Origin of the sequence: Kribbella sp. CA-245084, assembly GCF_050942355.1 — a bacterium.
Classification (GTDB): Bacteria; Actinomycetota; Actinomycetes; order Propionibacteriales; family Kribbellaceae; genus Kribbella.
Genome location: NZ_CP192053.1, coordinates 6,311,370 through 6,336,671 on the forward strand (window position 1 = coordinate 6,311,370; position 25,302 = coordinate 6,336,671).

Sequence of the window (25,302 nt, forward strand, 5' to 3'; positions counted from 1 at the left end):
GGGCGGGGGTGTGGATAACCCTGTGTGGTACCTCGGCCTACACGACCGCGCCACGGTCGGGCTGGGCGTCGCGGTCGACCTGGGAGCGCTTGGGACGCGGCGGCGGGGCCGGGTAGCGGCGTTCGAGTTCGAGCAGAAGAGGCGCCGCGGTGAGGTTCGACGAGTAGGTGCCGACCAGGATGCCCAGCAGCAGCGCGAGGGCGAAGTCGGCCAGTGAGTCGCCGCCCAGGAACAACAGTGCGCTGAGGATGAACAGGGTGGAGATTCCCGTATTGATGGTCCGCGGGAGGACGTTGATGATCGCGGTGTCGATGATCTTGCCGAGGTTGTCCGTCGCTCGGGCGTTGCGGGTCTCCCGGATCCGGTCGAAGACCACGACAGAGTCGTTCACCGTGTAGCCGATGATCGTCAGGATCGCGGCCAGGAAGATGCCGTCGATCGGCTTCCCGGTCCAGGCGAAGACGCCGACTACGACCGCGACGTTCTGCACGAGTGCGAGTACTGCGCCGGCGCCGAAGGTCCAGCGGAACCTGGCGGCGAGGTACGCCAGCTGGGCGAGCAGGGCGATGCCGAGCGCGATCAGGCCCTTGTTCCGCAGTTCCTCACCGAGCGACGGGCCGATGCTCTCGTTGCGGATCACCTCCGCGCCGCCGCCGATCAGCGAGATCGACTCCTTGATCTTCTCGGCTTCGTCGTCGCTGATCGTCCCCGTCCGGACGGTGATGTCGTCGGCTCCGGACGCCTGCACGACCGCGGTCGGGTACCCGGCTTCGCCCACGGCGGCACGTGCTTGGTCGGGCGTGACCGGTTGCGTCGTACTGACCTCGATCAGCCGTCCGCCGGTGAACTCGACCCCGAGGTTCAGTCCGCGTACGGCGACGCCGGCCACGCTCACGATGATCGCGACAGCTGTGATCACCAGCCAGCGGCGGCTGTGCTTCATCAATGCCGGCTGCCTGGACTCGAGCCAGGTCCGGACCTTGCCGTGGCCGGCGATCCCGCTCAGGCGCGGGCGCCGCAGGACGAAGCCGCGCGACACTGCGAACTCCGCGAGCACTCTTGTCACAACGAGCGCGGACAGCATCGAGGCGAGAACACCGATCGACAATGTGACGCCGAAGCCGCGGACCGGGCCTGCCGCCAGGAAGAACAGCAGACCGGCTGCGAGGAGCGTGGTGATGTTGGAGTCGGCGATCGCGGACAGCGCGTTCTGGAAGCCGCTGCGGAGCGATCTTCGGAGGCCGTCTGTTCGGCCGGCTATGTAGTCCTCGCGGGCGCGTTCGAAGACCAGGACGTTCGCGTCGACCGCCATACCGATCGCCAGCACGAAGCCGGCGAGGCCGGGCAAGGTCAGAGTTGCTCCGAGCGCGGTCAGGGCGGCGTACGACATGGCGGCGTACCCGAGGAGGCCGAACACTGCCATCAGGCCGACGAGGCGGTAGACCACGATGATGAACAGCGCGGTCAGCGCGAGGCCGATGATCGCGGCGAGGGCGCTGGCCTGGATCGCGTCCTGGCCGAGCGACGGGCCGACCGTCCGCTGGTCGATCACCTGGACCGGGACGGGCAGCGCGCCGCCGGAGATCAGCGCGGCGAGGTCTTTCGCCTCTTCTTCGGTGAAGGCGCCGGAGATCGTCGTGTTGCCGCCGGTGATGCCGATGTTGCAGAGCTGGTTGCCGCCGTTCGGGTCGACCTGCGGCGAGCTGATGATCTCGTTGTCCAGCACGATCGCGATCAGCCGCGGCGCGGTGTTGACCGGGTTGCAGGCCGCCTTGCCGGTGATCGACGACCAGATCTTGCCGCCGTCGCCCTTGAAGTTCATCTCGACGAACCAGCCCTGCGCGACCTGCTGCGGATCGAGCCTGCCCTCCGCGCCGGACACGAGCTCGCCGGTCATCGCGGGTTTGGCGAGCTTCAGGAAGCCCTGGCCGCTCTCGCTGGGCAGATAGAGGTCGCCTGCCGCCGGCTTGGCAGGCTTCTCCGCGACCTGGTCGAGGACCTCGTGGAACGTGAGTTGTGCGGTCTTACCGATCACCTTCGCGGCCTCGCGCGGATCCTGCACGCCGGGCAGCTCGACGATGATCCGGTTCTCGCCCTGGCGGGTCACGTTCGGCTCGCTCACCCCGAGCGCGTCGATCCGCCGGTGCAGCACCTGGGTGGCCTTGTCGGTGGTCTCCTTGGTCGCCTTGACCGTCGGAGAGTCCTTGGCCTCCAGCACGATCTGCGTCCCGCCACGCAGGTCGAGACCGAGCTGTGGTTTGGCGGTCAACGTGACGTACGTCGACGCCGCCAGGACCAAGAACGCGAGGAGTACGCGGACAAGGGACGACCGGTTCACCGAAGCCTCCGGAGGTGGGCACCCGCGGTGCGGATGTCGTGACAGAGAGCACCCACGCAAGCGTGGACGCACAGTGTACGAATCCATTCAAGCCGCACGACGAACAAATGCACAAGCGACTGGGTCGCGGGTGGTGGATGGTCCCCACGTACCGGCGGCCGGAAGTAGCCGGCCCTCTGGGTGTTGTTGCCCAAGGCACTTAATCGTCACACGGGATTCGACTGGGGTTGAAACGTTTGCTTGCTGATCGACGCCGGTACTAGCGTGACGGAGAGTTGCATTGGGCAACGATCTAATTGATGCGAAAGGTAGATGCTTCATGAGATCGATCGGGCGAATGGTTGCGATGGGTGCGGCCGCGGTGGCTGTGGTTGCCGGTGGGGCGACGGTGGCGCAGGCGCAGACCCAGACCATCCACACCGTCACCTGCGCGACCCAGGACGAGTGCATTCAGAAGCAGAACGTGTACCGGCACTACGGGTACGCGGTGTCCGACGTCTGGTACCACGATCCGAACTCGACCTGCGCACCGGAGTGGCCCTGCGCTCCGGGCTGGCAGTTCCAGTGGGAGGAATGAACTAGACGCCAGGGCGGCGCGGGTGGCATCCCCTCTCGGAGGTGGGATGCCACCCGCGGCTCAGTTACGCGGGGTGGGGCGGTAGGTGAGCTCCTGCGTGTGACCTGTTGCTCGATCAGTTCCAGGCCGAAGTCGCCGGTGCCGGTCGGTGAACCGTAGCCGTCATCCGACACTGCGTACGCGACGACATCAGCCGCTGCAGGTCCTTTGTTGGTGGTCGGGCGTGGGTGCACACTCGGACTGGGGTACGTCGTGGCGCGGGGCAGGGTGTGGCGCCTGCGGCCGGGGCCCCGACCGGGGAGGGCGGGATGGATGAGTCACGGGCACTTCGGCGTGCGGGGTGGGCGGGTGCCGCTTCGCTCGTACTGCTCGTTGCCGCGGTGGCGCTGGGGTATCTGGTCGGCGTCGACGACGCGAGCATGTCGGACTCGGACATCCTCGAGAGGCTCAACGACGACGGACGACAGGCCGCCGCGGGGTTCGCGCCGCCTGTGCTGGCTGCTGGGGTCGCGCTGCTGCTCTGGTTTGCTGCAGGTCTGCGGCGAGTGCTGGAGCGGCTATCCGGAGGCGACCCGCTCACGCACGTGATCGTGCCGGCCGCGGCAATGTTCGGCGGGCTGATGATCACCGGTGTCTCACTCGACCTGGGTAGTGCGTTCGCGGCCTGGTCAGACGAATTCACCCCCGACCCGAACACCGTCCGCTCACTCGGCATGGCAGGCCAGATCCTCGCACTCACAGGGCTGATCGGCTGCGGTGTGATGGTTGCCGTCACGACGCGGATCGCCCGGCAGGCACACGCTCTGCCTACGTGGGCGACCTGGGCGTCGTACGCGGTCGTCCTACTGTGCCTGTCCGGCTTCTGGAGCGGGGGTATGGCGTCCGCGGCGTTCGGACTGTGGCTCATCGGTGCGGTCGTAGGGGTACTGCGCGCTGCGCGGAGTGCGGCGCCGATGCAGGGCGGGCTTGCACCGGAGACGGCCAGCACACCACCCACCACGACCAACAACTGACGCAGCACGCTGGCCTAGCGCCGTCGACCGCAGGCGGGCAGCCCGAAGGCCAGGCGGTAGCCGGAGAGAATGCACGGTGATGAGCCGGGGTGGGTGGGAGCGCGCGGAGCAGCCGCGCTGAGGAGCGCAGCGACGAAGGAAGCGGCTGCGCAGCACGCGTGGGAATGAACCACACAGCTGGCTCACGCAGCCAAGGCCCGCCCCGGGGCCGTCGACCGCGGGCGGCAGCCCGCAGCACCCGGCGATAGCCGGAAATACGGCGATGAGCCGGGGGTGGGTGGGAGCGCGCGGAGCAGATGCGCTGAGGAGCGTAGCGACGAAGGAAGCGGCTGCGTCGTGGGCGTGGGGTTATGTGTCCAGCCCGTGTTCTATTGCGTAGCGGACTAGTTCGGCTCGGTTGTGGAGTTGGAGTTTTCGGAGGGTGTTTTGGACGTGGTTCTCGACGGTGCGGTGGGAGAGGACCAGGCGGGTGGCGATTTGTTTGGCGGTGAGGCCTCGGGCTACGAGGCGGAGGACTTCGGTTTCGCGGTCGGTGAGTTGGGGGACCTCGGGGCCGGTGGCGCCGAGGCGGCGGTATTCGCCCAGCAGCAGTCCGGCGAGGCCGGCGCTGAAGATCGCATCACCTTCAGCAGTACGGCGTACTGCGTCGTCGAACTCGTCCAACGACGCGGACTTCACCAGATACCCGGACGCCCCGTTCTTCACGGCCGCGAGTACGTCGTCCTGCTCGGCGCTGGCCGACAACACCAACACGCGCGTGTCAGGCAACGCAGTGGTGATCTCGCGCGTCGCGTCCACGCCTGAGCCGGAGCCCAGCTGCAGATCCATCACCACGACATCCGGACGGGTCGCCAGCGCGATCTTCACCGCGCTCGCGACGTCGGAGGCGGTCGCGCAGACGTCGTACCCGCGACCTCCCAGGTCCCGTGCGACGCCTTCGCGCCACATGGGATGGTCGTCCACGATCATCACCCGTGTCATACCTTCAGCTCCCATTCGGTCCCCTCGCCGGGGGCGGTGCGGACGGTGACAGTGCCGCCCAGATCGGCGATCCGGCCGCGGATCGACTGGCTGACGCCGAGATGCCCGTCGACGCGAGCCTGCTCCAGCCGCGCAGGCGTCGTACCGACTCCATCGTCACGGATCGACACCACGACCTCCTCGCCAAGGTCCTCGACAGCCACCCAGGACCGGGCGTCAGGCCCGGCATGTTTCGACACGTTGCTCAAGGCTTCCTTGACCGCGGCAACCAGTTCGCTAGCTGTGGCTGCGGGCAACAGTACTTGCGCGGCCGGTACGACGACGTCCACCCGCGTCGTGGCCAGCGGCAACAACAAGCCGCACAGATCAACCCGATCCCCGTCCGCCACAGCAGGCCGCGTCGACATCAAGGTGCGCAGGGCAACTTCCTGCTCTGCGGCCAGTTGGGCGAGTTCGAGCGCGTCACCGCCGATCGCCGTGCCGCGGCGCTGAACCTGCGCCAGCACCTGCAGTACGCCGTCATGGATCGAGCGACTGAGCCGCAGCCGCTCAGCAGTAGCGCTCTCCGCAGCGATCGCCGACCGGAGCCGGGCACCCGCGCGGCGCATGGTCGAGGCGGCGTACCCGACGACCAGACCGGCGACCAAAAGCAGCTGCACGTTGCTGAGGATCTTGGACGCGTTGTCGACACCGCGCAGCGACAGCAGCGCCAGGCTGATCGTCGCCGCGCCGAGCAGACCACCGTCGCGGCCGCGGGAGATCGCCAACGCGAGCACCGGGCCCGCCACCCAGAGCGAGGTCAGCACGGAGGCTCCCCCGCGGATGTCGATCAGCGGCTGCGCCCACAACGTCGCGTACATGCAGCCGACCGTGACGATCAGGTCCGCGAACGCGAGCCGGGTGTTGCGGCGCCCCCAGCGTCGGCTGTAGCCGAGCGACGAGATCAGCGTCCAGATTCCCATCACCGCAAGCTGGAGCAGTGCACCGGTAGGCCGGGCGATGCCGTCCCAGCGAGTCCACACGCCGAGGCAGGCGAAGCCCCAAGTGATGATGCGGAACACCACCAGCGCACGCCACAGCGGCTGCAGCAGGTCGACCGTCTCGCGCTCCACGCGCCCCAGTCTGCCAAGGACCGCCACCGCAAAGCGTGAGCCCAACTACTCAAGGGTGCAGGTTTCCCCGCACCTTCACAGGTTTTCCTCAGCTTCTCCTTCAGCTCAGCGGATTTTCCCCGTACTCTCGCGCAAAACACGCTCGGGGGAGCTTTGATCACACTGCGTTACCAAGACACGGAGGGGAATCGTGCGCAAGCTACCCGCCGGGCTGTTCAGCCTGGCTCTGGCGGCGACGACCGGGCTCGGCATGGCCGCCGCCTCGGCAACGAACGCCGCCACACCGCCCAAACAAGGGTCGGCGCCGATCGCCAGTGAGGCCGCGCCGGCGCCGGACGAGCTGTCCAGCCCGCAGGAGGACAAGCGTCGCGAGCTGCGGCAGGAAGCCCTGACCCAGGTCATCAACGGACAGGCCACGCCCGAGCAGCGCAACGGCAGCACTGTCGTCAAGGTCGGTACCAAGGCCAACGGCGCCAAGGGCACCAAGAACGCCAAGGGCAAGGTCGACCAGTACGTCGAGCTCAGCCGGGAGAAGACCGACCGGATCTTCGTCGTACTCGCGGAGTTCGGCAACGAGCGCGACCCGAGGTACCCGGACCAGGACACGGCACCCGCCGTCCCGGGCCCGGCGCGCTTCGACGGCCCGCTGCACAACCAGATCCCGGAGCCGGACCGCTCCGTCGACAACTCGACCGTCTGGCAGGCCGACTACACCCAGCAGCACTTCCAGGACCTGTACTTCGGCAACGGCAACTCGGTCAAGAAGTACTACGAGAAGCAGTCGTCCGGCCGGTACTCCGTGTCCGGCGAGGTCACCGACTGGGTGAAGGTCAAGTACAACGAGGCCCGCTACGGCCGCTCGAACGGCTACCCGTGCGCCGGCAACGTCTGCAACAACACCTGGAGCCTGATCCAGGACGCGGTCAACCAGTGGGTCGTGGACCAGGAGGCCAAGGGCCGGACCAAGGCGCAGATCACCGCGGACCTGAAGTCGTTCGACCAATGGGACCGCTACGACTACGACGGTGACGGCAACTTCAACGAGCCGGACGGCTACATCGACCACTTCCAGATCGTGCACGCCGGCGGCGACCAGGCCGACGGCGACCCGTGGCAGGGCGAGGACGCGATCTGGTCGCACCGCTGGTTCGCCGGCTTCCCGGGCGGCCCGGTCACCAACCCGACCGGCGGCGGCGCGCAGATCGGCGACACCGGCATGTACGTCGGTGACTACACGATCCAGCCGGAGAACGGCGGCATCAGCGTCTTCGCGCACGAGTACGGCCATGACCTCGGTCTGCCGGACGAGTACGACACCTCCGGCGCAGCCGTCGAGAACGGCGTGAACTGGTGGACGATCATGTCCCAGAGCCGCGTCAGCAAGCCCAGCGACGGCGGAATCGGCGAGCAGGCGGCCGACTTCAACGCGTGGGACAAGCTGCAGCTCGGCTGGCTGGACTACGAGATCGTGACCGCCGGCCAGAACCGTACCGTCGACCTCGGCCCGCACGAGTACAACTCGAAGAAGGCCCAGGGCCTGGTGGTGACGCTGCCGAAGAAACAGGTCGAGCACCAACTCGTCCAGCCGCCCGTCGGGACCAAGGACTGGTGGAGCGGTGAGGGCAACAACTTCACCCACACGATGAGCCGGCAGGTCACACTCCCGGCCGGTCAGCCCGCCAGCCTCACGTTCCAGGCCAACTGGGACATCGAGGACTGCGGTCCGGACCCGTGTGACTACGCGTACGTCGACGTGAACGACGGCAGCGGGTTCAAGACGATCAAGGGCAGCATCACGAAGGATGCCGAAGGCAACGGTATCGACGGCAAGAGCAACGGCTGGGTGCCCGCGACCTTCGACCTGTCGGCGTACGCCGGCAAGTCGATCACGCTGCAGTTCCGCTACGCCACCGACCCGGCGGCCGGCGGGATCGGCTTCTTCGCCGACGACATCAAGGTGACGTCGGGCTCCACTACGGTGGTCACCTCCGGTGCGGAGACCTCGCCGGACGGCTGGACGCTGAACGGCTTCGCTTCGGCCGGTTCGTCGTTCACCACCCAGCACGACAACTACTACCTGGCGTCGAACATCAACTACGTCGACTACGACAAGAACCTGCAGACCGGCCCGTACAACTTCGGTTGGGCGAGCACGCTGGGCGACAAGGTCGAGCACTTCCCGTACCAGGACGGTCTGCTGATCTGGTACTGGGACACCTCGCAGGAGGACAACAACACCAACGAGCACCCCGGTGAGGGTCTGATCCTTCCGATCGACTCGCACCCGACGCCGATCAACCGTCTCGACGGGCTGCTCTGGCGCCCGCGGGTCGCGGCGTACGACGCGCCGTTCAGCCTGGAGAAGGCCGACTCGTTCAGCCTGCACGTCAACGGACAGGCAAGCTACATCCGTGGCCAGAACGCCGTACCGACGTTCAACGACAGCAAGTCGTACTGGACCGCGGACCAGCCGACGAGCAGCGTCAAGGTCCCGAACAACGGCGTCAACATCAAGGTCGTTTCCAAGACCGGCACCTCGATGAAGGTCCAGGTCAGCAAGCGCAAGTGAACGTAGAACAGCCCCCGAGGTCAGCTGACCTCGGGGGCTGTTTCTATGTCTCAGGCCGTTTGGTACGGCGTCAGGTCGCCGGCCAGGGCCGGGTGGACCCGGGCCGTCACCCGCGTGCCGTCGGCGGTGTGTTCGAGTTGCTCGACCGAGCCCTCGGAGTGGATCCGGGAGACCAGGTCGCCGCGGTCGTACGGCAGCAGGACGTCGAGGGCGACGTGCGGCTGCGGCAGTCCACCTTCGATCAGCTCGCGGAGCTTGTCCATGCCTTCACCGGTGCGGGCCGAGACCACGATGGCGTGCGGCTCGCGGTGCAGGATCGGCGCCAGCGTCATCGGGTCGGCCAGGTCGGCCTTGTTGATGACGATGATCTCCGGCACGTCGATCGCGTTGATCTCGGTGAGTACTTCGCGCACGGCCTGGATCTGCGCCATCGGGTCGGGGTGCGAACCGTCGACCACGTGCAGGAGCAGGTCCGCGTCCGCGACCTCCTCCAGCGTCGAGCGGAATGCCTCGACGATGTCGTGCGGCAGGTGCCGGACGAACCCGACGGTGTCGGTCAGCGTGTACACGCGCCCGTCCGCGGCCGTCGTACGACGGGTCGTCGGGTCCAGGGTCGCGAACAGCGCGTCCTCGACCAGCACGCCCGCGCCGGTGATCTTGTTCAGCAGCGAGGACTTGCCGGCGTTGGTGTACCCGGCGATCGCGACCGACGGGACCAGGTTGCGGCGACGCTCCTGGCGCAGGGTCGAACGCTTGCCCTTGAGGCTCTTCAGCTCGCGGCGCAGCTTGGCGATCTTGGTGTTGATCCGGCGGCGATCGGTCTCGATCTTCGTTTCACCGGGACCACGACCACCGATACCACCACCGGCCGCACCGACGCGTCCACCGGCCTGGCGGGACAGGTTGCCACCCCAACCACGCAGGCGCTGCTTCATGTACTGCAGCTGCGCCAGCTCGACCTGGGCCTTGCCTTCCTTGCTCTTCGCGTGCTGCGCGAAGATGTCCAGGATCAGCGCGGTCCGGTCGACCACCTTGACCTTGAGCCTGTCCTCCAGGTTGCGCAGCTGCGCGGGGGCCAGCTCGCCGTCGGCGATCACCGTGTCCGCGCCGAGCGACGCGACCAGGTTGCGCAGGTCGGACACCTTGCCGGAACCGATGAACGTCGCCGCGTCCGGCTTCTTCCGCCGCTGGATCACGCCGTCCAGAACCTCGGAACCGGCGGTCTCGGCGAGCAGCTTCAGCTCGGCCAGCGAGTTCTCCGCGTCCTCGGCGCTGCCCTCGGTCCAGACGCCGACCAGCAGCACCCGCTCGAGCAGCAGCTTGCGGTACTCGACCTCGCTGATGTCGGTCAGCTCGGTGGACATCCCGACCACGCGGCGAAGCGCTAGGCGCTCCTCCAGGTCGAGGCCCTCGGTACTCAGCTCGTGGTCATACTCATCGTGACCCGTCAACGAATCGCCGGAGTCCTCGCCCTCGATGAGGTCAAGTTCGACGTCGGTGGTCTCGTCGTATGCATGTGAATGGGTCGTCATATACCTTCCATGGTGGCACGGGCCTCCAGTACAAGCGACCCGTTTACCTCCGTCAACGCCCCACGCGGCATTGGGATTCCCGGTCTAGGCAGGTAGCCAGGCCCGGTCGAACTCGCCGCGAGCGTGCAGAACGGCCGGTCCGGTCAGCTCGAGATGGTTGTCAGCACGCCAGGTCACGCTCACTTCACCGCCTGGTACGCCGACGCGGTACGTCACCGGGAGCTCGTCGCGGGCCTGGCGTGCCGCCGCAACGGTCACGGCGCACGTACCCGTGCCGCAGGACCGGGTCTCCCCCGATCCGCGCTCGTGGACCCGCATCTGTACGTCGTGCGCATCCCGGCGTACGACGAACTCGACGTTGACCCCGTGCGGGAAAGCGCTGGTGGGCGACCAGGTCGGCTGGTCGCAGAGGTTGCCGGGCTCGTCCAGGCTGTCGACGAACGCGACAGCGTGCGGATTCCCCATGTCGACGTGTACTGCGGGCCATTGGTGGCCGTTGGCCTCGACCACGATTCCGGCTGGGCCGGGCAGCGTCGGCTCGCCCATGTCGACGGTGAGCGTGCCGTCGTCGTTCTGGGAGACCGCCTTGACACCGGCGCGGGTGCCGACGCGGACTGGCTTGCCGTCGATCAGACCCGCGTCCGCTAGGTACTTCACGAAGACGCGGACGCCGTTGCCGCACATTTCCGCGATCGAACCGTCCGCATTCCGGTAGTCCATGAACCAGTCGCCGCCGTCCTCGACGTACGACTGCTTGTCGCCCTGGATCACCCGCAGTACGCCGTCGGCGCCGAGGCCGGCGTGGCGGTCGCACAGGAATCGGACCAACTCCACGTCGAGCTCACCGTGCAGCGAACCGTCGGGATCGGGCAGGATCACGAAGTCGTTCTCCGTACCATGACCCTTCAACCAGGGAAACGTGCTCATGAAGGAGATCGTACGGTGCAGCTCGCGTACTTCTGGGAGCAGGAGGACGCCGAGGCCGTCGCCGAGCTACTCGGCGGTGAGGTACGGCGTGGGCGCTTCCATGGCGAGGACGACGACGAGGACCACCCGTGGGTGGTCGCTGTTGATCATCCTGATGCGGAGCGGGTCGTGGCCGAGCACGACGGATGGCTCGAGACGGGGACGAATGAGGTAGGTGGTGCGCCCGCACCACTCCCCCAGGAACCCAAACGCTTCAAATAAGCACGCGGCCGGGGCGCCGGCCGGTGGGTTCGGCGTTGGTGAGGACCGGTTGGCCTGCGACCAGGACGTGTTCTACGCCGACAGAGAGTTGCCAGGGGGCGTCGTACGTCGACCTGTCGGCGATCGTCGTTGGGTTGAGGACTACGAGGTCGGCCACAGCGCCGGGGGTGATTGTGCCCCGGTCGGTCAGACCCAGGCGGGACGCGGGCAGCGATGTCATTCGGCGGATGGCCTCGGCTAGCCCGAGAACGCCTAGGTCGCGGGCGTAGTGGCCCAGGACTCGGGGGAACGTGCCGAAGTTGCGGGGGTGGGGGTGGCCGGGGCCGGTGGCGTCCATGATCCAGCCGTCGCTGGCGATTGCTGTGCGGGGGTGTTCCAGGACGGTGATGACGTCGTCCTCGCTCATGGCGTGGTTGACGACGCTGACGGCGGCCTGGTGGTTCTCGAGGATGCGGAGGACGATCTCGGCGGCGTCCACTCCATCGCGCTGGGCGATCTCGGTGAGGCTGAGGCCGCGGCTGTCCTCGTAGGGACCGGGTGGCAATGAGGCGATGACGACCGAGTCCGGCGACAGCAGGTTGTCGGAGCGGAGGGCTTCGGCGATGCGCTTGCGCTCGTTCGGATCCGCCAGGCGGTCGAGCAGCGTGCCGTCGGCCAACGCCCAGGTGGGGAGGCGGGTGGTGAGGGTCGTGCTGGTTGCGGTGTACGGGTAGGCGTCCCAGCCAATGTCGAGGTCATCGGCCTGCTCGAGGCGTTCGAGCGCCGCGGAAACCAGACCGTGGTTCGCCTTGCCGACTGCCTTCAGATGGGAGATCTCGAGGCGCGCACCACCGGCGCGAGCCGCTGAGATCGCCTCCTCCAGTGCTCCCAGCAGGCCGGCGCCCTCGTTGCGGATGTGGGTCGAGTAGAGCAGGTCGCATTCGGCGGCGGTGGCGACGAGCGCGGCCACCTCCTCCGGCGATGCGTAGGCGCCCGGCGCGTAGATCAGCCCGGTCGAGAACCCGACCGCGCCTTGGTCGGCAGCCGCCCGGAGCAGATCCTGCATCTGCCGGAGCTCGTCCGGCGACGGCGCCCGCCGCGCGTTCCCCATGACCGCGATCCGCAGCGTGCAGTGACCGACCTGAAGAGCGAGGTTCACGGCGGATTCCAACGTTGCGCCGAAGCCCGCGAGATCGGTCCACGACCAGTCGTGCTTCGACCCGAGGAACGCCGTACCCGCCCGGAGGGTTTCGAGGTCGGTGATCGGGAACGGCGACCAGCCGCAGTTGCCCGCGACCAGCGTCGTCACGCCCTGCGCGAGCTGCGACTCGGCGGCCGGACTTGTGCGCAGACTGAAATCCGCATGTGAGTGAAGATCGATGAATCCCGGTGCAACAATGTTGCCTGTGGCATCGATGACCTCTGCCCCGGACGGCGTCGTACCGGGTGGCAGCACCGCGGTGATGCGATCGCCGTCGATCAGCACGGTCCCGGGCACGGGTTCCGAGCCGGTGCCGTCGGCAACCAGGCCGCCGGTCAATGCCACCCGCCCCGTCACTCGCACTGAATCACTCCTGTTCTGGACCGAGGGCGAGCTCGGCGACAGTGTTCGCCTCGATCAGCGCCCGGTCCACAGCGTGCCCGAGACCGGTTCCCCCAGGCACCTGTACGACGCCTTCGACGGCGACAACGGCGGGTTCGATGACGTCCCGGGCGTAGTACTTCTCCGAGGCGGACACGTCCGATGGGAGGGTGAAGCCGGCGAGACCGGAGAGTGCGACGTTCGCGAGCCGGCCGATGCCGAACTCGTGCATACCGCCGCACCAGACCGGGATGCCGGCGTCCTGCGCCCGGTCATGCGCTTCACGCGCTGGGGTCAGGCCACCCATCCGCGACACCTTGATGTTGAGGACCTGCAGCGCCTCTAAGGTCAGCGCGGTCTCCAGATCGTCGACGGTCTCGATGCTCTCGTCGAGGCAGACCGGCGTCTCGATCGTGCGCTGCAGCCGCGCATGAGTCAGCAGGTCGCGCGGCGCGAACGGCTGCTCGATCATCGTCAGGCCGAACTCGTCCAGCTCTTGCAGGAGTTCGAGATCGTCCGCGGTATAGATGCCGTTGGCATCCACATGCAGATCGAGATCCGGGTACGCCGCACGCACCGCCCGCACCGGCTCCACGTCCCAGCCGGGCGCGATCTTCAGCTTCACCCTGGGGTAACCGGCGGCCACCTGACTGGCGACCTGGGTGAGGAGGTCGTCGATCGTCGGCTCGATGCCGAGCGAGACGCCCGCGACAACCTCGGTCCGCTTTCCACCCAGGGCTGTTGCCAACGGCATGGAGTTGGCCTCGGCGTACAGGACCCAGGCGGCAGTGTCGACGCCGGCCTTCGCGAAGTTGTTGCCGCGGACCTTCGACCAGACCGCCGCCAGCTGGTCAGGGTGCGTCCAGGGGCGGCCGAGGACGGCGGGCAGCAGGTACTGCGAGGCGATGTGCCAGCAGGACTCGACGGTCTCCGGGGCATAGTACGGATCGGAGGACGACGCGATCTCGCCCCAACCGATCGCGCCGGACGCGTCCTCCAGCTCGACCAGGATGTGGTCGAGGAACGCCTTGCGATGCGAGCTGGTCTGGAACTCGTGCACCAGCGGCATCCGCACCCGATGCAGCCGCGCCGCGACGATCTTCAGTTCAGTCGACATACAACCCCAGCTCCGTGTTCAGCCGATCGCGCTCGAGCAGCCGACGCCGCGCGCCCTTCGCGCTCGCCGTCGTCAGCGTCGCGAGCACATGCAGCACAGAAGCGACGACGGTCGGCGAATCGACGTACGACGCGCTCCCGGTCGCGACGTAGATGCTCTGGTCGGCGATCTTGGCCAGCGGCGCGTCCTCGAAATCCGTGACCGCGACCAGCTCGCCGCCGGCCTCGACGAACCGGCGCGCGATCTCGACCGTGTCGCGACGGTACCGGCGGAACGAGAACGCGACCATCAGATCGTTCGACCGGACATCGGACAGTACGTCGACGCCGCGGACGACCGTGCCGTCGATCAACGTCACCTGCGACAGGCCGGCGCCGAGGTCGAACGCGAGCAAGGACGCGTACGAGAACGACTTCGCCGAACCGACGATGAAGCGCCGGCGCGCGGCGACGATCCGCGCTGCGGCCTGCGCGATCGACTCGTCGGCGAGGATCTGGTCGAGGGCCTCGTCGATCGAGGCGCGCTCCTGCTCGACCACGCGACGCTGCAGGAGCGTCGACGATCGCCGTTGCAGGCGGGCGTCGTACCGCTCGTGGGGGCTGGTGAGCTCGCGGTTGCGTGGGTCGTCAGGCATCGTCGGCCGGCCCGAAGTAGTACGCGCCGTTGCCGTCCGGACGGCGACGGCACGAGACGGCGACGAGTCCTTGCGCCAGCAGACCCTCGAAGGACCTGCGGAGCTCGGCCGGGTCGGTCGGCAAGACCAACTCGGTCAATGCGCCGGGGACGATGGGGTGCTCGCGGGTCAGGTCCCACTCGACGATCACGCGGTCGGTGCCCGGACCGTACATATCCGGAGCGAACCAGCGACCCCGGGCGCCGAGGACGTCGAGGTTGAAATGCGCGTTGCGGAGCTGCATCGGGTCGTACGTCCAGCGCATCCGCGACATACCGTGGCTCAGGGCAACTTCTCGCTGAGCGTGCTTGAGCATCCGGCCGAGGCCGTGCCCCTGCTGGTCGGCGGCGACCACGGCCGACTGCGAGTAGTGGTAGTAACCGCGCCGGTCGGTGCCGCAGAAGCCGTACGCGAACGCGACCACCTTGTCGCTCCCGTCGAGGATGCCGACCACCGATCCGCCGTTGCTCGCCAGCGCGCCGAGCAGTCGCGGATTCAGCCCGTACGCCGGGTCGAGGTAGCCGAAGACCGCGCGGTACAGCTCCGAGGCCTCGGCGAACCTGGACGCCGTGGTGAGCGAGACCGCACGGAAGCTCACCTCGGAGATACGATTCATATCTTGAGTAGATCCCATGGTTCTCAAGGGAGTCAATCGGTGATCAGATGATGATACGTTGACTATCCATGATCATCGAGCGACTCCAGGAGTACGTCGGCGCCGAGACCCCGACCGGTGACACGGCCGCGCTGAACGCCTTCGCCGACCGCCTCTCCGATCGGTACGCCGCACTCGGCGCGACCGTCCGCCGCGACCCGCAGCCGACCGGCGATCACCTGGTCGCGGACTTCCCGGGCCGACCGGGTGAGGCTCCCCTGCTGTTCCTCGCCCACCACGACACCGTCTGGCCGATCGGGCAACTGCACGACGCGATGCCGTGGCGCGAGGAGAACGGCGTCATCTACGGCCCGGGCGTCTTCGACATGAAGGGCGGACTCGTCGTCCTCGAAACCGCCCTGGAGCAGGTGCACGACCGTCGGCCGGTGCGCGTCGTAGTGGTCGCCGACGAGGAGGTCGGTTCGCCGTCCGCCCGCGAACTCGTGACGGCCGAATCAGCAGGCGTGTACGCCGCCTTCGGGCTCGAGCCGCCGCATCCGAACGGCGATCTCAAGACGTCGCGCTGGGGCAGCACGCGGGTCCGCATCGAGATCACCGGCCGCGAGGCGCACGCCGCGCTCGATCCTGACAGCGGGATCTCCGCGATCGACGAGCTCGTCGATCAACTGATCGCGGTACGGGCAATCGTCGCGCACTACGACGAGGTGTTGTGCAACGTCGGCACGATCAGCGGCGGCGGGCGGACGAACGTCGTACCGGGATCGGCGTCGGCTGATATCGGGTTCCGCTTTGTCGATCCGGAGACAGAGCGCGCTGTACTGGACGCGGTCACCAACCTGACGCCTGTGCGGAAGGCTGAATTGCAGGTGCGGGTGATGTCGAATCGCCCGGCCTGGCAGCCTTCGCAGGCGACCGATGAGCTACTGGCAAAGGTGATCGAGGCCGGGCGATCTGTTGGTCAGGAAGTCGGTGGCGCGGCCGCGTCGGGAGCGGCCGACACCAACCTGACCGGGTGGCTAGGGATACCGACCCTGGACGGCCTGGGCCCGGTAGGCAAAGGGGCCCACGCCGTCCACGAGCAGGTGATAGCGGCGAGCCTGAGCGAGCGAGTCGAACTGGTCGCCGCGATCATGAGGTCTATCTAGGCCAAGCGACTCCGGCCGCTCCCCCGCCGCGCCTCGTCGGCTCGGCGGCCGCGAGGATCGCTCCGCCGGGCAAGAACTCCAGGGCTGCGACCGCACCGATCTCGGCGGCTGACGATCCCGGAGCACCGGCCGGCGTGAACGTGTGGCCGTACGGCGCCAGCGCCGCGCCATAGGTGTCGATGAAGGATTGCTCGGCCGTCACCGACGCGGTGTTGCGCTGCGACGCCCGCGGCGCCGCGATGGCCTCCGGCAACGTCATGCCCCGGTCGACCCGGTTCGTCAACGTCTGCAGAACGGTCGTGATGATCGTCGACCCACCCGGTGAGCCGAGCGCCAGGTACGGCTTGCTGCCGCGCAGCACGATCGTCGGCGACATCGAGGATCGCGGCCGTTTCCCGCCCGCGACGGTGTTCGGGTCCGTTGGGACGGGTGCGAAGGAGAAGTCGGTGAGCTCGTTGTTCAGCAGGAACCCACGGCCCGGCACGGTGATGCCGCTGCCGCCGGTCTGCTCGATGGTCAGCGTGTACGAGACCACGTTGCCCCACTTGTCCGCGGCAACCAGGTGCGTCGTCGAGCGACCCTCGGTGTCCGGGCGCTGCTCGGCCGCGCTGCCCTTGGCGCACGGCGAGTACTTGCCGTCCGGCGAGCCGGCCGGCACCGGCTTGGTCGCGGCGTGCTGCGGGTCGATCAGGCAGGACCGCTCCGCGCCGAACCCCTTCGAGAGCAGCTCCTTCTGCGGTACGTCGACGTACGCCGGGTCGCCGATGTACGCGCCGCGGTCGGCGAACGCCAGCGCCGATGCCTCCAGATACGTGTGCAGCGCCTGGGTGGTCGACAGCTGACCCAAGTGTTGCGGTTGCAAGATGTTCAGCGCTTCGCCGACGGTGATGCCGCCGGAGGACGACGGCGGCATGCCGTAGACGTCGAGACCGTCGTACCGGACCTTCGTCGGGGTGCGGTCGATCGCCTTGTACGACGCGAGGTCGCCCGTGTGGAGGTAGCCGGGGTAGAACGGCAGCGTCGCGTCGGCAGTCTTCGGCGGGTTCTGCGCGACAGCTGCCATCTCGCCCGCGAGCGGGCCGCGGTAGAAGACCGACGCGCCCTTGCGCGAGATCAGCTTGTAGGTAGCGGCGAGCTCCGGGTTCTTGAACAGCGTGCCGACCTGCGGCGCGTCGCCGTTCGGCAGGAACAGCTTCGCGGTCGGCACGACCTGCGCGAACCGGGCCTTGTTCTCCATCGTCTGCAGGTGGAACGTCGGGTCGACGACGAACCCACGCTCGGCCAGGTCGGCGGCCGGTTCGAGCGCCTTGCCGAGCGGCAGCGAACCCCACTGCTTCAACGCGCTGTCCCAGGTCGCGAGCGTCCCCGGTACGCCGATCGACACGCCGGACGTCACCGCATCCGCGAACGCGTACGGCTTGCCGGTCCGCTGGTCGATGAACGCGTCCGACGGCATCGTCGCGGGAGCGGTCTCGCGGCCGTCGATCGTGAACACCTTGTGCTTCTTGGCGTTGTAGTACACGAAGTAACCACCGCCGCCGATGCCGGCCGAGTACGGCTCGGTGACACCGAGGGCGGCCGCGGTGGCCACCGCGGCGTCGACAGCGTTACCGCCGCGACGCAGTACGTCGAGGCCGATGTTCGTCGCGTCGGGGTCGACCGAGGCGACCGCGCCGCCGAAACCGACCGCGGTCGGATGCCGCGGCGGGGCAGTCGGCGGACTGGCCAGGGCCGAATTACTCAGACCAGCCAGGACAAGGGCACCTGCAGACAGCGATGCGACCAGCTTCTTCACCAGTACTCCCGCGGGGCGTCGGTGACAGGGACATGCCCTTGCTATCCCACCGACAGCCTTCGCGCTAGTGCTAGTTCACAGTGCATGAGTCCATGAAGCGGCGCAGTACGTCGTCCGGCCACTCGACCGTGCCGACCGGAAGCTCGACCAGCAGCCATTGGTCGGACAGCTTCACCTGCCCGGCCAGGCGGCCGTCGAGGGTGCCGATGTGGAAGGTCTTGCCGCTGCCGTCGGTGACCCGGACCGCGGACAGGCCGCGAGCCTGCGGGGCCGCTTGCACAACCACCTTCGCGGCGGCGTCCGCCGTACGCATCGTCGGTTGGGAGAGTACGACGCGGTTGGCGGCGATCGGGGTCTCCGCGGTCCAGCCCTTCGGCGCCAGGGTGCAGTCGATCGTGCTCCACGGCTGGTTGTTGGCGACCAGCTCGACGACGGATGCCCCGAACATCGACATCGTCTCGCCGCTCGACGGTTTGGCCGCCGGTGCCGTCGCGGGCGTCGCGGCGGTCTTTTCCGGCTCGCTCGTGCCGCCGGCGACTTCGCTGGTGTTCCCCCACCACTTCACCTGGTTGCCGATCGCGAGCGCGAGGGCCGACACCGCGGCAACGCACAACACACCGGTGACGCGACGGCGGCGCTTGATCCGGCGCAGCGCGCGGCGGCCCCGGGTGACATCGGCCTCGATGTCAGCATCCGGCAGCGCATCGGCCGCGCGATCCGCGAAGCCCTCCAACAGCCTCTTCACGTCGTCCATCGGTGTTCTCAGCCACTCCCCGTCGTACGATCCGTCTCTTCCGTCATCAGGTCCTTCAACCGCTTCAGCGCCTTCGCCGTCTGGCTCTTCACCGTGCCCTCGGTGCACTCCAGGATCCGGGCGCAGGTCGCGACATCGAGATCCTGGAAGTACCGCAGTACCAGCACCGCCCGCTGCCGCGGCGCCAGGTCCAGCAACGCGTCCCGGATGGCGAGGGTGTCGGCCTGATCAGGTACGTCGGTCAGGCGCGGCTCGAGCGTCTCCGCGGTCACCACCTCGGGATGACGGCCGGCGCGGCGGCGCTCATCCAGGAAGGCGTTGACCAGGATGCGGTGCGCATACGGGCCCGCGCCTTCGTGCTTGATCCGGTGCCAGTGCACGTAGACCCGCGTGCAGGCGGTCTGGACCAGATCTTCGGCAGTGTGCACGTCACCCGCGGTGAGCAGCAACGCCGTTCTCATCAGCCTGGTGCGGTCCGCGAGCAGGTACTCACGGAACTCGGCCTCACGGTCACCCCCTCGCATTCGATTCCACCCCGACTACGCCGCCGGTCCCCCTGCGGTTGCCCTGGGCTATCACTCGAATTGCCTTCTCCACCAGATCGGGGTCGTCGTACTGCAGCCAAGTAATGCGTTGGTCCTTACGGAACCACGAGTCCTGCCGGCGCGCGAACCGGCGCGTGGCCTGGGCGGTCCGTTCCCGGGCCTGCGTTTCGTCGATCTCACCGTTCAGCAACGCGATCACCTGCGAGTACCCGAGTGCGCGGTTGGCCGTCTTCCCCTCAATCAAACCCTTGTCCAGCAGTCCTCGCACCTCGGCGACGAAACCCGCGTCGAACATCCGGTCCACCCGGAGGTCGATCCGCGTGTCCAGTTCGGGCCGCGGTACGTCGAGACCGAGCTGGATCGCGCCCGGGTACACGTAGCGGTGCTCGGGCAGCGTGGCGACGTACGGGCCGCCGGTGATCTCGATGACCTCGAGCGCGCGGACGATCCGCCGGCCGTTGCTCGGCAGGATCTGCTCGGCGGCCTTCGGGTCGATCGCCTGCAGCCTGCTGTGCAGTACGCCGGAGCCGTGCGCTTCGAGCTCGGCCTCGAGGCGGGCGCGGACGACCGGGTCGGTGCCGGGGAAGACGAAGTCGTCGAGGATCGCGCGGATGTAGAGCGCGGATCCGCCGGCGAGGACCGGCGCCTTGGTCCGGCTGATGCAGTCGTCAATGGCCGCGCGGGCCAATTGCTGGAATTCCGCGACGGTCGCGGTCTCGGTGACGTCGAGGATGTCGAGCAGATGATGCGGTACGCCGGCGCGCTCGGCGGCGCTGATCTTCGCCGTACCGATGTCCATACCGCGGTACACCTGCATGGCGTCCGCGTTCACCACCTCGCCGTCCAGGTGCTTGGACAGCGCGACGGCCAGGTCGGACTTCCCGGCCGCGGTGGGGCCGACGACCGCGACGACGAGTGGATCGGACATCGCTCCAGTCTGGCAGTGCAGATTCCTTCCCCACCCCACCACCCCGGTCGGCCCTACGAAGAGTTCGCCAAGAGGTATGGACCGGCCTTGTGGATGACCCGGAATCTTCGGTAAGAACACGGAGAGTTGTAAACATTTCTACGGGAGGAACACACGTGACGAACGGTTTCGAGGAAGAGTCGGACGCGGCCAAGGACGCGCTCGGCCTGGGGGAAGAAGTCGACGACCTGGCGGCCGCGAAGCGCAGCGGCGGCGATGTCGAGGCGAAGAAGAGCGGCGGCGACGTCGAGTTCAGCGGTGGCGATGTCGAATCCACCGGTGACGAGAGTGAAGACAGCGGCGGCGACGTAGAGTCGGAACCGTCGGGCGACGGCGTCTGAGCGGTTGCCCGGCACCCGTTCGACGCGCGTCAGCATGGCGCTCGCGGAGATCCCACAGTTCCGGTGTTGCAGGTGCGAAGATCACCGCTAGCTGTCTGTAAGCACTCAACTACGCAGGAATGGGAGCCCCCGAGATGGGCATCTTCGACAAGTTCAAGGGCAAGGCCGAGGACCTGAAGGACAAGGCCACTGACCTGGTCAACGAGCACGGCGACAAGGTCGGTGAAGGTCTGGACAAGGCCGGCGACTTGGTCGACGAGAAGACGGGCGGCAAGTACGGCGACAAGATCGACACGGGCGTCGAGAAGGCCAAGGAAGGGTTGGACAACCTGGACGGCCAGAACGACGACATCCCGGACAAGCCGAACCCCGCCTGATCCCCCGAAGGGCCGCAAGCACCCGCTTGCGGCCCTTCGCCATGCCCAGCCGACGCCGCGGGCGGGCGGAGGCTTGGATAGCTGACGGGGACTGGGGACAAGCTATTGCTTGTGGTCAGTCACCAGGATGTATGTCGACTTCCGGACGTGGATCGTCCGGATAGCGTCGTACGCTCAGGTCATGGTCAAGGTGGACGTTGAGCAGTTGACGGTCCGGGCGCTCGGGCCTGAGACGTGGGATGCGTTCGCGGCGCTGGCGGAGCGCCATAACGGGGTGTGGGGCGGGTGCTGGTGTACGTATTTCCACACCATGCACGACGAGAAGACGTTCGACGCGGACAGCAACCGCGAACTCAAGCATCGCCTGGTGATGGAGGGGCGCGCGCATGCGGCGCTCGTGTTCGACGGCGAGCTCGCGGTGTGTTGGCTCGAGTACGGCCCGCCGGTCGAGCTGCCGAACATCAACCACCGCAAGGACTACGAGGCCGGCATGGACCGCCCGCCGGAGTACCGCCTCACCTGCTTCTTCACCGACCGCAACTACCGCCGCCAAGGCGTCTCAGCCCTGGCCCTCCAGGGTGCCCTCGACCTGATCGCGAAGTCCGGCGGCGGAGTCGTCGAGGCCTACCCGCAGGACACCGCCGGCAAGAAGATCACCGCCTCCTTCCTCTACAACGGCACCCGCTCCCTCTTCGAACAAGCCGGCTTCACCTACCTCCGCCCCAAAGGCAAAAACCACACCGTCATGACCAAGACAGTCCCCGCCACCTGACCTTCATGTCCCACTGTCGGTCGGGTTGTCTAGGGTGCTGGCATGGATCGGTTTCGGGTGGTGCCGGCGGCTTATGTGGTGGTGCGGCGGGGCGATGAGGTGTTGCTGTTGCTGCGGGCCAATACCGGATATATGGACGGGTACTGGGCGGTGCCGGCGGGGCATGTGGAGCATGGGGAGTCGGCGATTGCGGCTGCGGTGCGGGAGTTGAAGGAAGAGGTGGGGATCGACGTCGAGCCGGCGGATCTGGTGCCGGTGACGGCGATGCACCGGACGGGTGGGAACGGGGACCCGATCGATGAGCGGGTGGACTTCTTCTTCATGGCGTCGAAGTGGTCGGGCGAGCCGCGGTTGATGGAGCCGGAGAAGGCTGCGGGGCTGGAGTGGTACTCGCTGGATAAGTTGCCCGAGCCGTTGGTGCCGCATGAGGCGCGCGTGCTGGCGGCGGTGGCGGACGGGCGTGGGCTTCCTGCGGTGATCGCCCAGGGTTTCGCCTGAGTTCACCGTTGTTAGCCTCGCTTCGCTCTAGTGTTCGCTGCGGTGTCAGCGAGCTTGGGAGCGTGGGGCGATGAACGAGCGGTACGACGGAACGAGCCGGCGGAAGCTGTTGCAGGCGGGCGCGCTCGGCGCGGGTGCGGTCTTCACCTCAGGCGCCCTCAGCGCGGGGAACGCCGCGGCGACAGGCACCGGGCAGGCGGGCAGGACGAGCGCCGAGGCTGGCAGCAGCAGGACGGCTGGTCGGATCGACACTGAGCACCCGCGGTTCACGCTTGCCGTGGTGCCGGACACGCAGTACCAGTTCGATGAGGATCGGGGCGATCCCGCGCCGTTGACGGCGACGTTCGACTGGCTGATCGACAACCGCAGCGACGAGAACATCGTGTTCATGGCGCACCTCGGTGACGTCACCCAGAACGCGCTCGCGATGGAGTTCGCGCAGGCCGACCCGGTCTTCAAGATCCTCGACCGGGCCCGCTTCCCGTACTCCGTGCTGGCCGGCAACCACGACATCGACGGGTCGAAGGACGACACCCGCGGCGCGTCGCCGTACCTCGACACGTTCAACCCGAAGCGGTTCCGCTGGATGCCGACGTACGGCGGATCGACGGCGAACGGGTACAACTCGTACCACGTGTTCCGCGCGGCCGGCCGGCAATGGTTGCTGCTGGCAATGGACTGGCGGCCGTCGGATGCGAGCTTCGCCTGGGCCCGCGACGTGATCGCGAAGCACCCGAAGCTGCCGGTCATCCTGACCACGCACGAGATCGTGTACGCCGACGCGGGCGACCCGACCGCCTACTTCAGTGACCAGGGCAACCGCGTCTGGGACCAGCTGATCGACAACAACGACCAGATCTTCATCACGATGAACGGCCACTACTGGCCGCCCGGCCGGGTCACGCGGAAGAACGCGGCGGGCAACGATGTGCACCTGCACATCACCAACTACCAGGATCGCTTCTACGGCGGATCGGGCATGGTCCGGCTGTACCACTTCGACCTGGCCCGGAACACGATCGACGTCGAGACGATCTCGCCGTGGATCATGGGCCAGGACCCGGCCGAGCGCAACGAACTCGAAGAGCACGAGATCGAGCTGACCGACGACGTCAACCGCTTCAGCATCCCGATCGACTTCGACGAGCGGTTCTCCCGGTTCGCACCGGCAACGGTCCGCCCGGCCCGGCCGGCATCCCAGCTCGTCATTCCGGGTACGGCGGCGTACTGGCGCTTCGACGGACCGGTCGCGGATCAGGTGATCGACCAGTCGGGCAAGGGCAACCACCTCACCCGCAAGCAGCTGTCGAGCGACGCACCGACGGCGAGCACCGAGTTCCACCCGGACCAGCCGGGGCATGCAAGCTGGCTGTTCCCGGGCAACAAGAACCCGGCCCGCGGCGGGTACCTGCAGACTGCCGACAACGCGCCGCTCAATGCGCTGACGTTCCAGGGCGGCTACACGATCGAGGCGTTCGTGAAGCTGGCCGACGACGGGCAGGACCACTCATGGGAGGGCCTGTTCACGCGGCTCGGCACCGGACGCGACGCGGGCAAGACCGGCAGCGACCCGGATGAGCCGACGGTGAAGCTCGGGTTCTCCGGCGGGCGTGAGGTGCAGTGGGCGGTGTACCCGTTCGACAAGAACGACACCTTCACGAACTGGGGCCACGAGATGGTCGCCGGCCGCTGGTTCCACCTGGCGATCGTGAATGACGGCCGGCACAGCATCGTGTACGTCGACTCGTCGGAGCTCCTACGCAACCCGGCAACCCCGTCCAACGGCCTGGCGACCGCCGGCAAGCCGTGGCTGGTCGGCGCCGGCCACTACGCCAACACAATCGACCAGGGCTTCGCCGGCAACATCGGCGAACTCCGCATCGTCACCCGCCCCCTCAAGCCGTCCCGGTTCCTCAACGCCTGACCTGCATTACGGAGCGTCTCCCTGCTTCCACGCCGAGCTGTCCCAATAGGCGTGCGAACGGTCGCCGAGTACCACGTGGTCCCCTGGGGGCCATGCAGTAGCCGGCGAGGCCGTCACCGGTGGGGCGCCAAGGATGAGGTCGGCGAAGGTCGGTGGTACGACGTGGTCGGCGGGTGTGAAACCAGCGTCTGCCGACGCAGCGGTGGCCATGGGTTGCGCGGTCACCGTCACATTGGCTGTCGCGGGCGCCGACTGGCCAGCGGGTGGGTCCTGATGCGTGATGACGTCGGAGTCCGACGCGTCGGGTGGGGTCACGACCAGCACCAGGTTCTTTCCACTCAGCTGTTTGTGCGCGCGACGACCCGCTGGTTCATAAGGTTGGGCACGATGATCCGTCCCCCGGTCGCAGTCAGGAGATCTTTGCGTGCATCGGCGGCGCCACTCGAGGAGAAATAGAATGCGACGGCCGCGGACGACAAAGAGATGACGGCGCCGGTCAGCAAGAGTTGCAGTTGACCTTCTGGGTTACCGAAGCCCATTGACCACACGGTCAGCAGAATGAGCCCGCCGACCAGGATGATCGCGATCACCGGTCTCGTCATCCGCAGATCGGAGGCGTGATCCGGCGCTTTCTTGATGAGACTCAGCCGGTGCCGGAGCACCGCAGCCACCCCGGCCAGAACAATCACCGCTACGCAGAGGATGAGGATCCAGGCCAGGGTCTTGGAGTTGACGACCGGTGACTGCTGACCGTCCGCCGACGCCGTCAATCTCAGCAGGAAAGAAAAGCGACCAGGCATTTGAACACCACCTCCGAAAAACCACCACGACTGCGGCAGGCTCAAACGTTTGAGCCTTTCGGGAGGGACATTCAATTCTTTGTCACGATTTTATCGTGACGGCACGG

At 67.5% G+C, this 25,302-nt stretch carries 24 protein-coding genes; 10 read left to right on the forward strand and 14 right to left on the reverse strand.

Features of this window, described 5'->3' with window-relative positions:
* Nucleotides 1-37: 37 nt before the first annotated feature.
* Nucleotides 38-2,338: a protein translocase subunit SecD gene (gene secD / locus ACQPYH_RS29960; protein WP_432878013.1), complete on the reverse strand. Its 2,301-nt coding sequence runs from the start codon at nt 2,336-2,338 to the stop codon at nt 38-40.
* Between the two features lie 319 nt (nt 2,339-2,657).
* Between secD and ACQPYH_RS29965 the strand changes: the two genes are divergently transcribed.
* Nucleotides 2,658-2,915, forward strand: coding sequence for a hypothetical protein (locus ACQPYH_RS29965; protein WP_130449400.1), 258 nt, complete (start codon nt 2,658-2,660; stop codon nt 2,913-2,915).
* Nucleotides 2,916-3,223: 308 nt separating this feature from the next.
* Nucleotides 3,224-3,928 (forward strand): hypothetical protein, encoded by a 705-nt coding sequence (locus ACQPYH_RS29970; RefSeq protein WP_432878016.1) that lies wholly within the window; start codon nt 3,224-3,226, stop codon nt 3,926-3,928.
* A 348-nt stretch (nt 3,929-4,276) separates the two neighbouring features.
* Here ACQPYH_RS29970 and ACQPYH_RS29975 read toward each other — a convergent pair whose 3' ends face one another.
* A complete protein-coding gene (locus ACQPYH_RS29975; RefSeq protein ID WP_130449394.1) occupies nt 4,277-4,909 on the reverse strand; it encodes a response regulator in 633 nt (210 codons plus the stop codon).
* Nucleotides 4,906-6,021: a MacS family sensor histidine kinase gene (gene macS / locus ACQPYH_RS29980; RefSeq protein WP_432878019.1), complete on the reverse strand. Its 1,116-nt coding sequence runs from the start codon at nt 6,019-6,021 to the stop codon at nt 4,906-4,908. Before macS ends, ACQPYH_RS29975 begins: the two co-directional genes overlap by 4 nt.
* A gap of 190 nt (nt 6,022-6,211) precedes the next feature.
* Between macS and ACQPYH_RS29985 the strand changes: the two genes are divergently transcribed.
* Nucleotides 6,212-8,590, forward strand: a complete 2,379-nt coding sequence (locus ACQPYH_RS29985) for an immune inhibitor A domain-containing protein (RefSeq protein ID WP_432878022.1) — start codon at nt 6,212-6,214, stop codon at nt 8,588-8,590.
* A 50-nt stretch (nt 8,591-8,640) separates the two neighbouring features.
* On the opposite strand, the gene hflX is transcribed toward ACQPYH_RS29985, so the two are convergent.
* Both hflX and dapF read right to left on the reverse strand, forming a co-directional pair.
* Entirely contained in the window at nt 8,641-10,122 is a 1,482-nt protein-coding gene (hflX, locus tag ACQPYH_RS29990) for a GTPase HflX (protein ID WP_432878025.1), read from the reverse strand.
* An 84-nt stretch (nt 10,123-10,206) separates the two neighbouring features.
* Nucleotides 10,207-11,049, reverse strand: a complete 843-nt coding sequence (gene dapF, locus ACQPYH_RS29995; protein WP_432878027.1) for a diaminopimelate epimerase — start codon at nt 11,047-11,049, stop codon at nt 10,207-10,209.
* A 15-nt stretch (nt 11,050-11,064) separates the two neighbouring features.
* On the opposite strand from dapF, the gene ACQPYH_RS30000 reads away from it, so the two are divergent.
* Entirely contained in the window at nt 11,065-11,310 is a 246-nt protein-coding gene (locus ACQPYH_RS30000) for a hypothetical protein (protein ID WP_130449384.1), read from the forward strand.
* Here ACQPYH_RS30000 and ACQPYH_RS30005 read toward each other — a convergent pair.
* From ACQPYH_RS30005 to ACQPYH_RS30020, 4 genes are read right to left on the reverse strand one after another with little or no spacing between them, the layout of a single operon-like run.
* Nucleotides 11,303-12,853: an N-acyl-D-amino-acid deacylase family protein gene (locus ACQPYH_RS30005; RefSeq protein WP_432878030.1), complete on the reverse strand. Its 1,551-nt coding sequence runs from the start codon at nt 12,851-12,853 to the stop codon at nt 11,303-11,305. The two genes, ACQPYH_RS30000 and ACQPYH_RS30005, sit on opposite strands and share 8 nt — an antisense overlap.
* A 4-nt stretch (nt 12,854-12,857) precedes the next feature.
* On the reverse strand, nt 12,858-13,988 hold the full coding sequence (gene menC, locus ACQPYH_RS30010; RefSeq protein ID WP_432878033.1) for an o-succinylbenzoate synthase: 1,131 nt from the start codon (nt 13,986-13,988) through the stop codon (nt 12,858-12,860).
* Nucleotides 13,978-14,622, reverse strand: a complete 645-nt coding sequence (locus ACQPYH_RS30015) for a MurR/RpiR family transcriptional regulator (protein WP_432878035.1) — start codon at nt 14,620-14,622, stop codon at nt 13,978-13,980. The genes menC and ACQPYH_RS30015 overlap by 11 nt, the downstream gene beginning before the upstream one ends.
* Complete coding sequence (locus ACQPYH_RS30020; protein ID WP_432878036.1) at nt 14,615-15,277, reverse strand: hypothetical protein; 663 nt, start codon at nt 15,275-15,277, stop codon at nt 14,615-14,617. Before ACQPYH_RS30020 ends, ACQPYH_RS30015 begins: the two co-directional genes overlap by 8 nt.
* Before the next feature lie 68 nt (nt 15,278-15,345).
* Between ACQPYH_RS30020 and ACQPYH_RS30025 the strand changes: the two genes are divergently transcribed.
* Nucleotides 15,346-16,422 (forward strand): M20/M25/M40 family metallo-hydrolase, encoded by a 1,077-nt coding sequence (locus ACQPYH_RS30025; RefSeq protein ID WP_432878039.1) that lies wholly within the window; start codon nt 15,346-15,348, stop codon nt 16,420-16,422.
* On the opposite strand, the gene ggt is transcribed toward ACQPYH_RS30025, so the two are convergent.
* The 4 genes from ggt to miaA form a co-directional block, all read right to left on the reverse strand.
* Nucleotides 16,415-18,217 (reverse strand): gamma-glutamyltransferase, encoded by a 1,803-nt coding sequence (gene ggt, locus ACQPYH_RS30030; protein ID WP_432878041.1) that lies wholly within the window; start codon nt 18,215-18,217, stop codon nt 16,415-16,417. The genes ACQPYH_RS30025 and ggt overlap by 8 nt on opposite strands.
* 70 nt (nt 18,218-18,287) lie before the next feature.
* Nucleotides 18,288-18,971, reverse strand: a complete 684-nt coding sequence (locus ACQPYH_RS30035; RefSeq protein ID WP_432878043.1) for a hypothetical protein — start codon at nt 18,969-18,971, stop codon at nt 18,288-18,290.
* 8 nt (nt 18,972-18,979) lie between these two features.
* Nucleotides 18,980-19,495, reverse strand: coding sequence for a SigE family RNA polymerase sigma factor (locus ACQPYH_RS30040; protein ID WP_130449374.1), 516 nt, complete (start codon nt 19,493-19,495; stop codon nt 18,980-18,982).
* Entirely contained in the window at nt 19,482-20,444 is a 963-nt protein-coding gene (gene miaA, locus ACQPYH_RS30045) for a tRNA (adenosine(37)-N6)-dimethylallyltransferase MiaA (RefSeq protein WP_432878046.1), read from the reverse strand. Before miaA ends, ACQPYH_RS30040 begins: the two co-directional genes overlap by 14 nt.
* 155 nt (nt 20,445-20,599) lie before the next feature.
* On the opposite strand from miaA, the gene ACQPYH_RS30050 reads away from it, so the two are divergent.
* From ACQPYH_RS30050 to ACQPYH_RS30070, 5 genes are all read left to right on the forward strand, one after another.
* A complete protein-coding gene (locus tag ACQPYH_RS30050; protein ID WP_130449370.1) occupies nt 20,600-20,824 on the forward strand; it encodes a hypothetical protein in 225 nt (74 codons plus the stop codon).
* A gap of 134 nt (nt 20,825-20,958) precedes the next feature.
* A complete protein-coding gene (locus ACQPYH_RS30055) occupies nt 20,959-21,201 on the forward strand; it encodes an antitoxin (RefSeq protein WP_432878049.1) in 243 nt (80 codons plus the stop codon).
* Between the two features lie 181 nt (nt 21,202-21,382).
* Nucleotides 21,383-21,973: a GNAT family N-acetyltransferase gene (locus tag ACQPYH_RS30060; RefSeq protein WP_432878051.1), complete on the forward strand. Its 591-nt coding sequence runs from the start codon at nt 21,383-21,385 to the stop codon at nt 21,971-21,973.
* Nucleotides 21,974-22,015: 42 nt separating this feature from the next.
* Nucleotides 22,016-22,471 carry an NUDIX hydrolase gene (locus ACQPYH_RS30065; RefSeq protein ID WP_432878054.1) on the forward strand — a complete coding sequence of 152 codons (456 nt, stop codon included), beginning with the start codon at nt 22,016-22,018 and terminating at the stop codon, nt 22,469-22,471.
* A 70-nt stretch (nt 22,472-22,541) separates the two neighbouring features.
* Nucleotides 22,542-24,395 (forward strand): LamG-like jellyroll fold domain-containing protein, encoded by a 1,854-nt coding sequence (locus ACQPYH_RS30070; protein WP_432878057.1) that lies wholly within the window; start codon nt 22,542-22,544, stop codon nt 24,393-24,395.
* Between the two features lie 338 nt (nt 24,396-24,733).
* Here the strand turns inward: ACQPYH_RS30070 and ACQPYH_RS30075 are convergent, their stop codons facing one another.
* Nucleotides 24,734-25,195, reverse strand: coding sequence for a hypothetical protein (locus ACQPYH_RS30075; protein WP_432878060.1), 462 nt, complete (start codon nt 25,193-25,195; stop codon nt 24,734-24,736).
* Nucleotides 25,196-25,302: the final 107 nt, after the last annotated feature.

What these genes read in the sequence shown, in the direction of transcription:
- ACQPYH_RS29975 (WP_130449394.1), bottom strand. Translation starts at nt 4,909, where the DNA reads ATGACACGGGTGATGATCGTGGACGACCATCCCATGTGGCGCGAAGGC.
- dapF (WP_432878027.1), bottom strand. Translation starts at nt 11,049, where the DNA reads ATGAGCACGTTTCCCTGGTTGAAGGGTCATGGTACGGAGAACGACTTC.
- ACQPYH_RS29965 (WP_130449400.1), top strand. Translation starts at nt 2,658, where the DNA reads ATGAGATCGATCGGGCGAATGGTTGCGATGGGTGCGGCCGCGGTGGCT.
- ACQPYH_RS30015 (WP_432878035.1), bottom strand. Translation starts at nt 14,622, where the DNA reads ATGCCTGACGACCCACGCAACCGCGAGCTCACCAGCCCCCACGAGCGG.
- menC (WP_432878033.1), bottom strand. Translation starts at nt 13,988, where the DNA reads ATGTCGACTGAACTGAAGATCGTCGCGGCGCGGCTGCATCGGGTGCGG.
- ACQPYH_RS30055 (WP_432878049.1), top strand. Translation starts at nt 20,959, where the DNA reads ATGGGCATCTTCGACAAGTTCAAGGGCAAGGCCGAGGACCTGAAGGAC.
- ACQPYH_RS30060 (WP_432878051.1), top strand. Translation starts at nt 21,383, where the DNA reads ATGGTCAAGGTGGACGTTGAGCAGTTGACGGTCCGGGCGCTCGGGCCT.
- ACQPYH_RS30075 (WP_432878060.1), bottom strand. Translation starts at nt 25,195, where the DNA reads ATGCCTGGTCGCTTTTCTTTCCTGCTGAGATTGACGGCGTCGGCGGAC.
- hflX (WP_432878025.1), bottom strand. Translation starts at nt 10,122, where the DNA reads ATGACGACCCATTCACATGCATACGACGAGACCACCGACGTCGAACTT.
- ACQPYH_RS30040 (WP_130449374.1), bottom strand. Translation starts at nt 19,495, where the DNA reads ATGCGAGGGGGTGACCGTGAGGCCGAGTTCCGTGAGTACCTGCTCGCG.
- miaA (WP_432878046.1), bottom strand. Translation starts at nt 20,444, where the DNA reads ATGTCCGATCCACTCGTCGTCGCGGTCGTCGGCCCCACCGCGGCCGGG.
- ACQPYH_RS29970 (WP_432878016.1), top strand. Translation starts at nt 3,224, where the DNA reads ATGGATGAGTCACGGGCACTTCGGCGTGCGGGGTGGGCGGGTGCCGCT.
- ACQPYH_RS30035 (WP_432878043.1), bottom strand. Translation starts at nt 18,971, where the DNA reads ATGGACGACGTGAAGAGGCTGTTGGAGGGCTTCGCGGATCGCGCGGCC.
- ACQPYH_RS30025 (WP_432878039.1), top strand. Translation starts at nt 15,346, where the DNA reads ATGATCATCGAGCGACTCCAGGAGTACGTCGGCGCCGAGACCCCGACC.
- ACQPYH_RS30065 (WP_432878054.1), top strand. Translation starts at nt 22,016, where the DNA reads ATGGATCGGTTTCGGGTGGTGCCGGCGGCTTATGTGGTGGTGCGGCGG.
- ACQPYH_RS30020 (WP_432878036.1), bottom strand. Translation starts at nt 15,277, where the DNA reads ATGAATCGTATCTCCGAGGTGAGCTTCCGTGCGGTCTCGCTCACCACG.
- ACQPYH_RS30070 (WP_432878057.1), top strand. Translation starts at nt 22,542, where the DNA reads ATGAACGAGCGGTACGACGGAACGAGCCGGCGGAAGCTGTTGCAGGCG.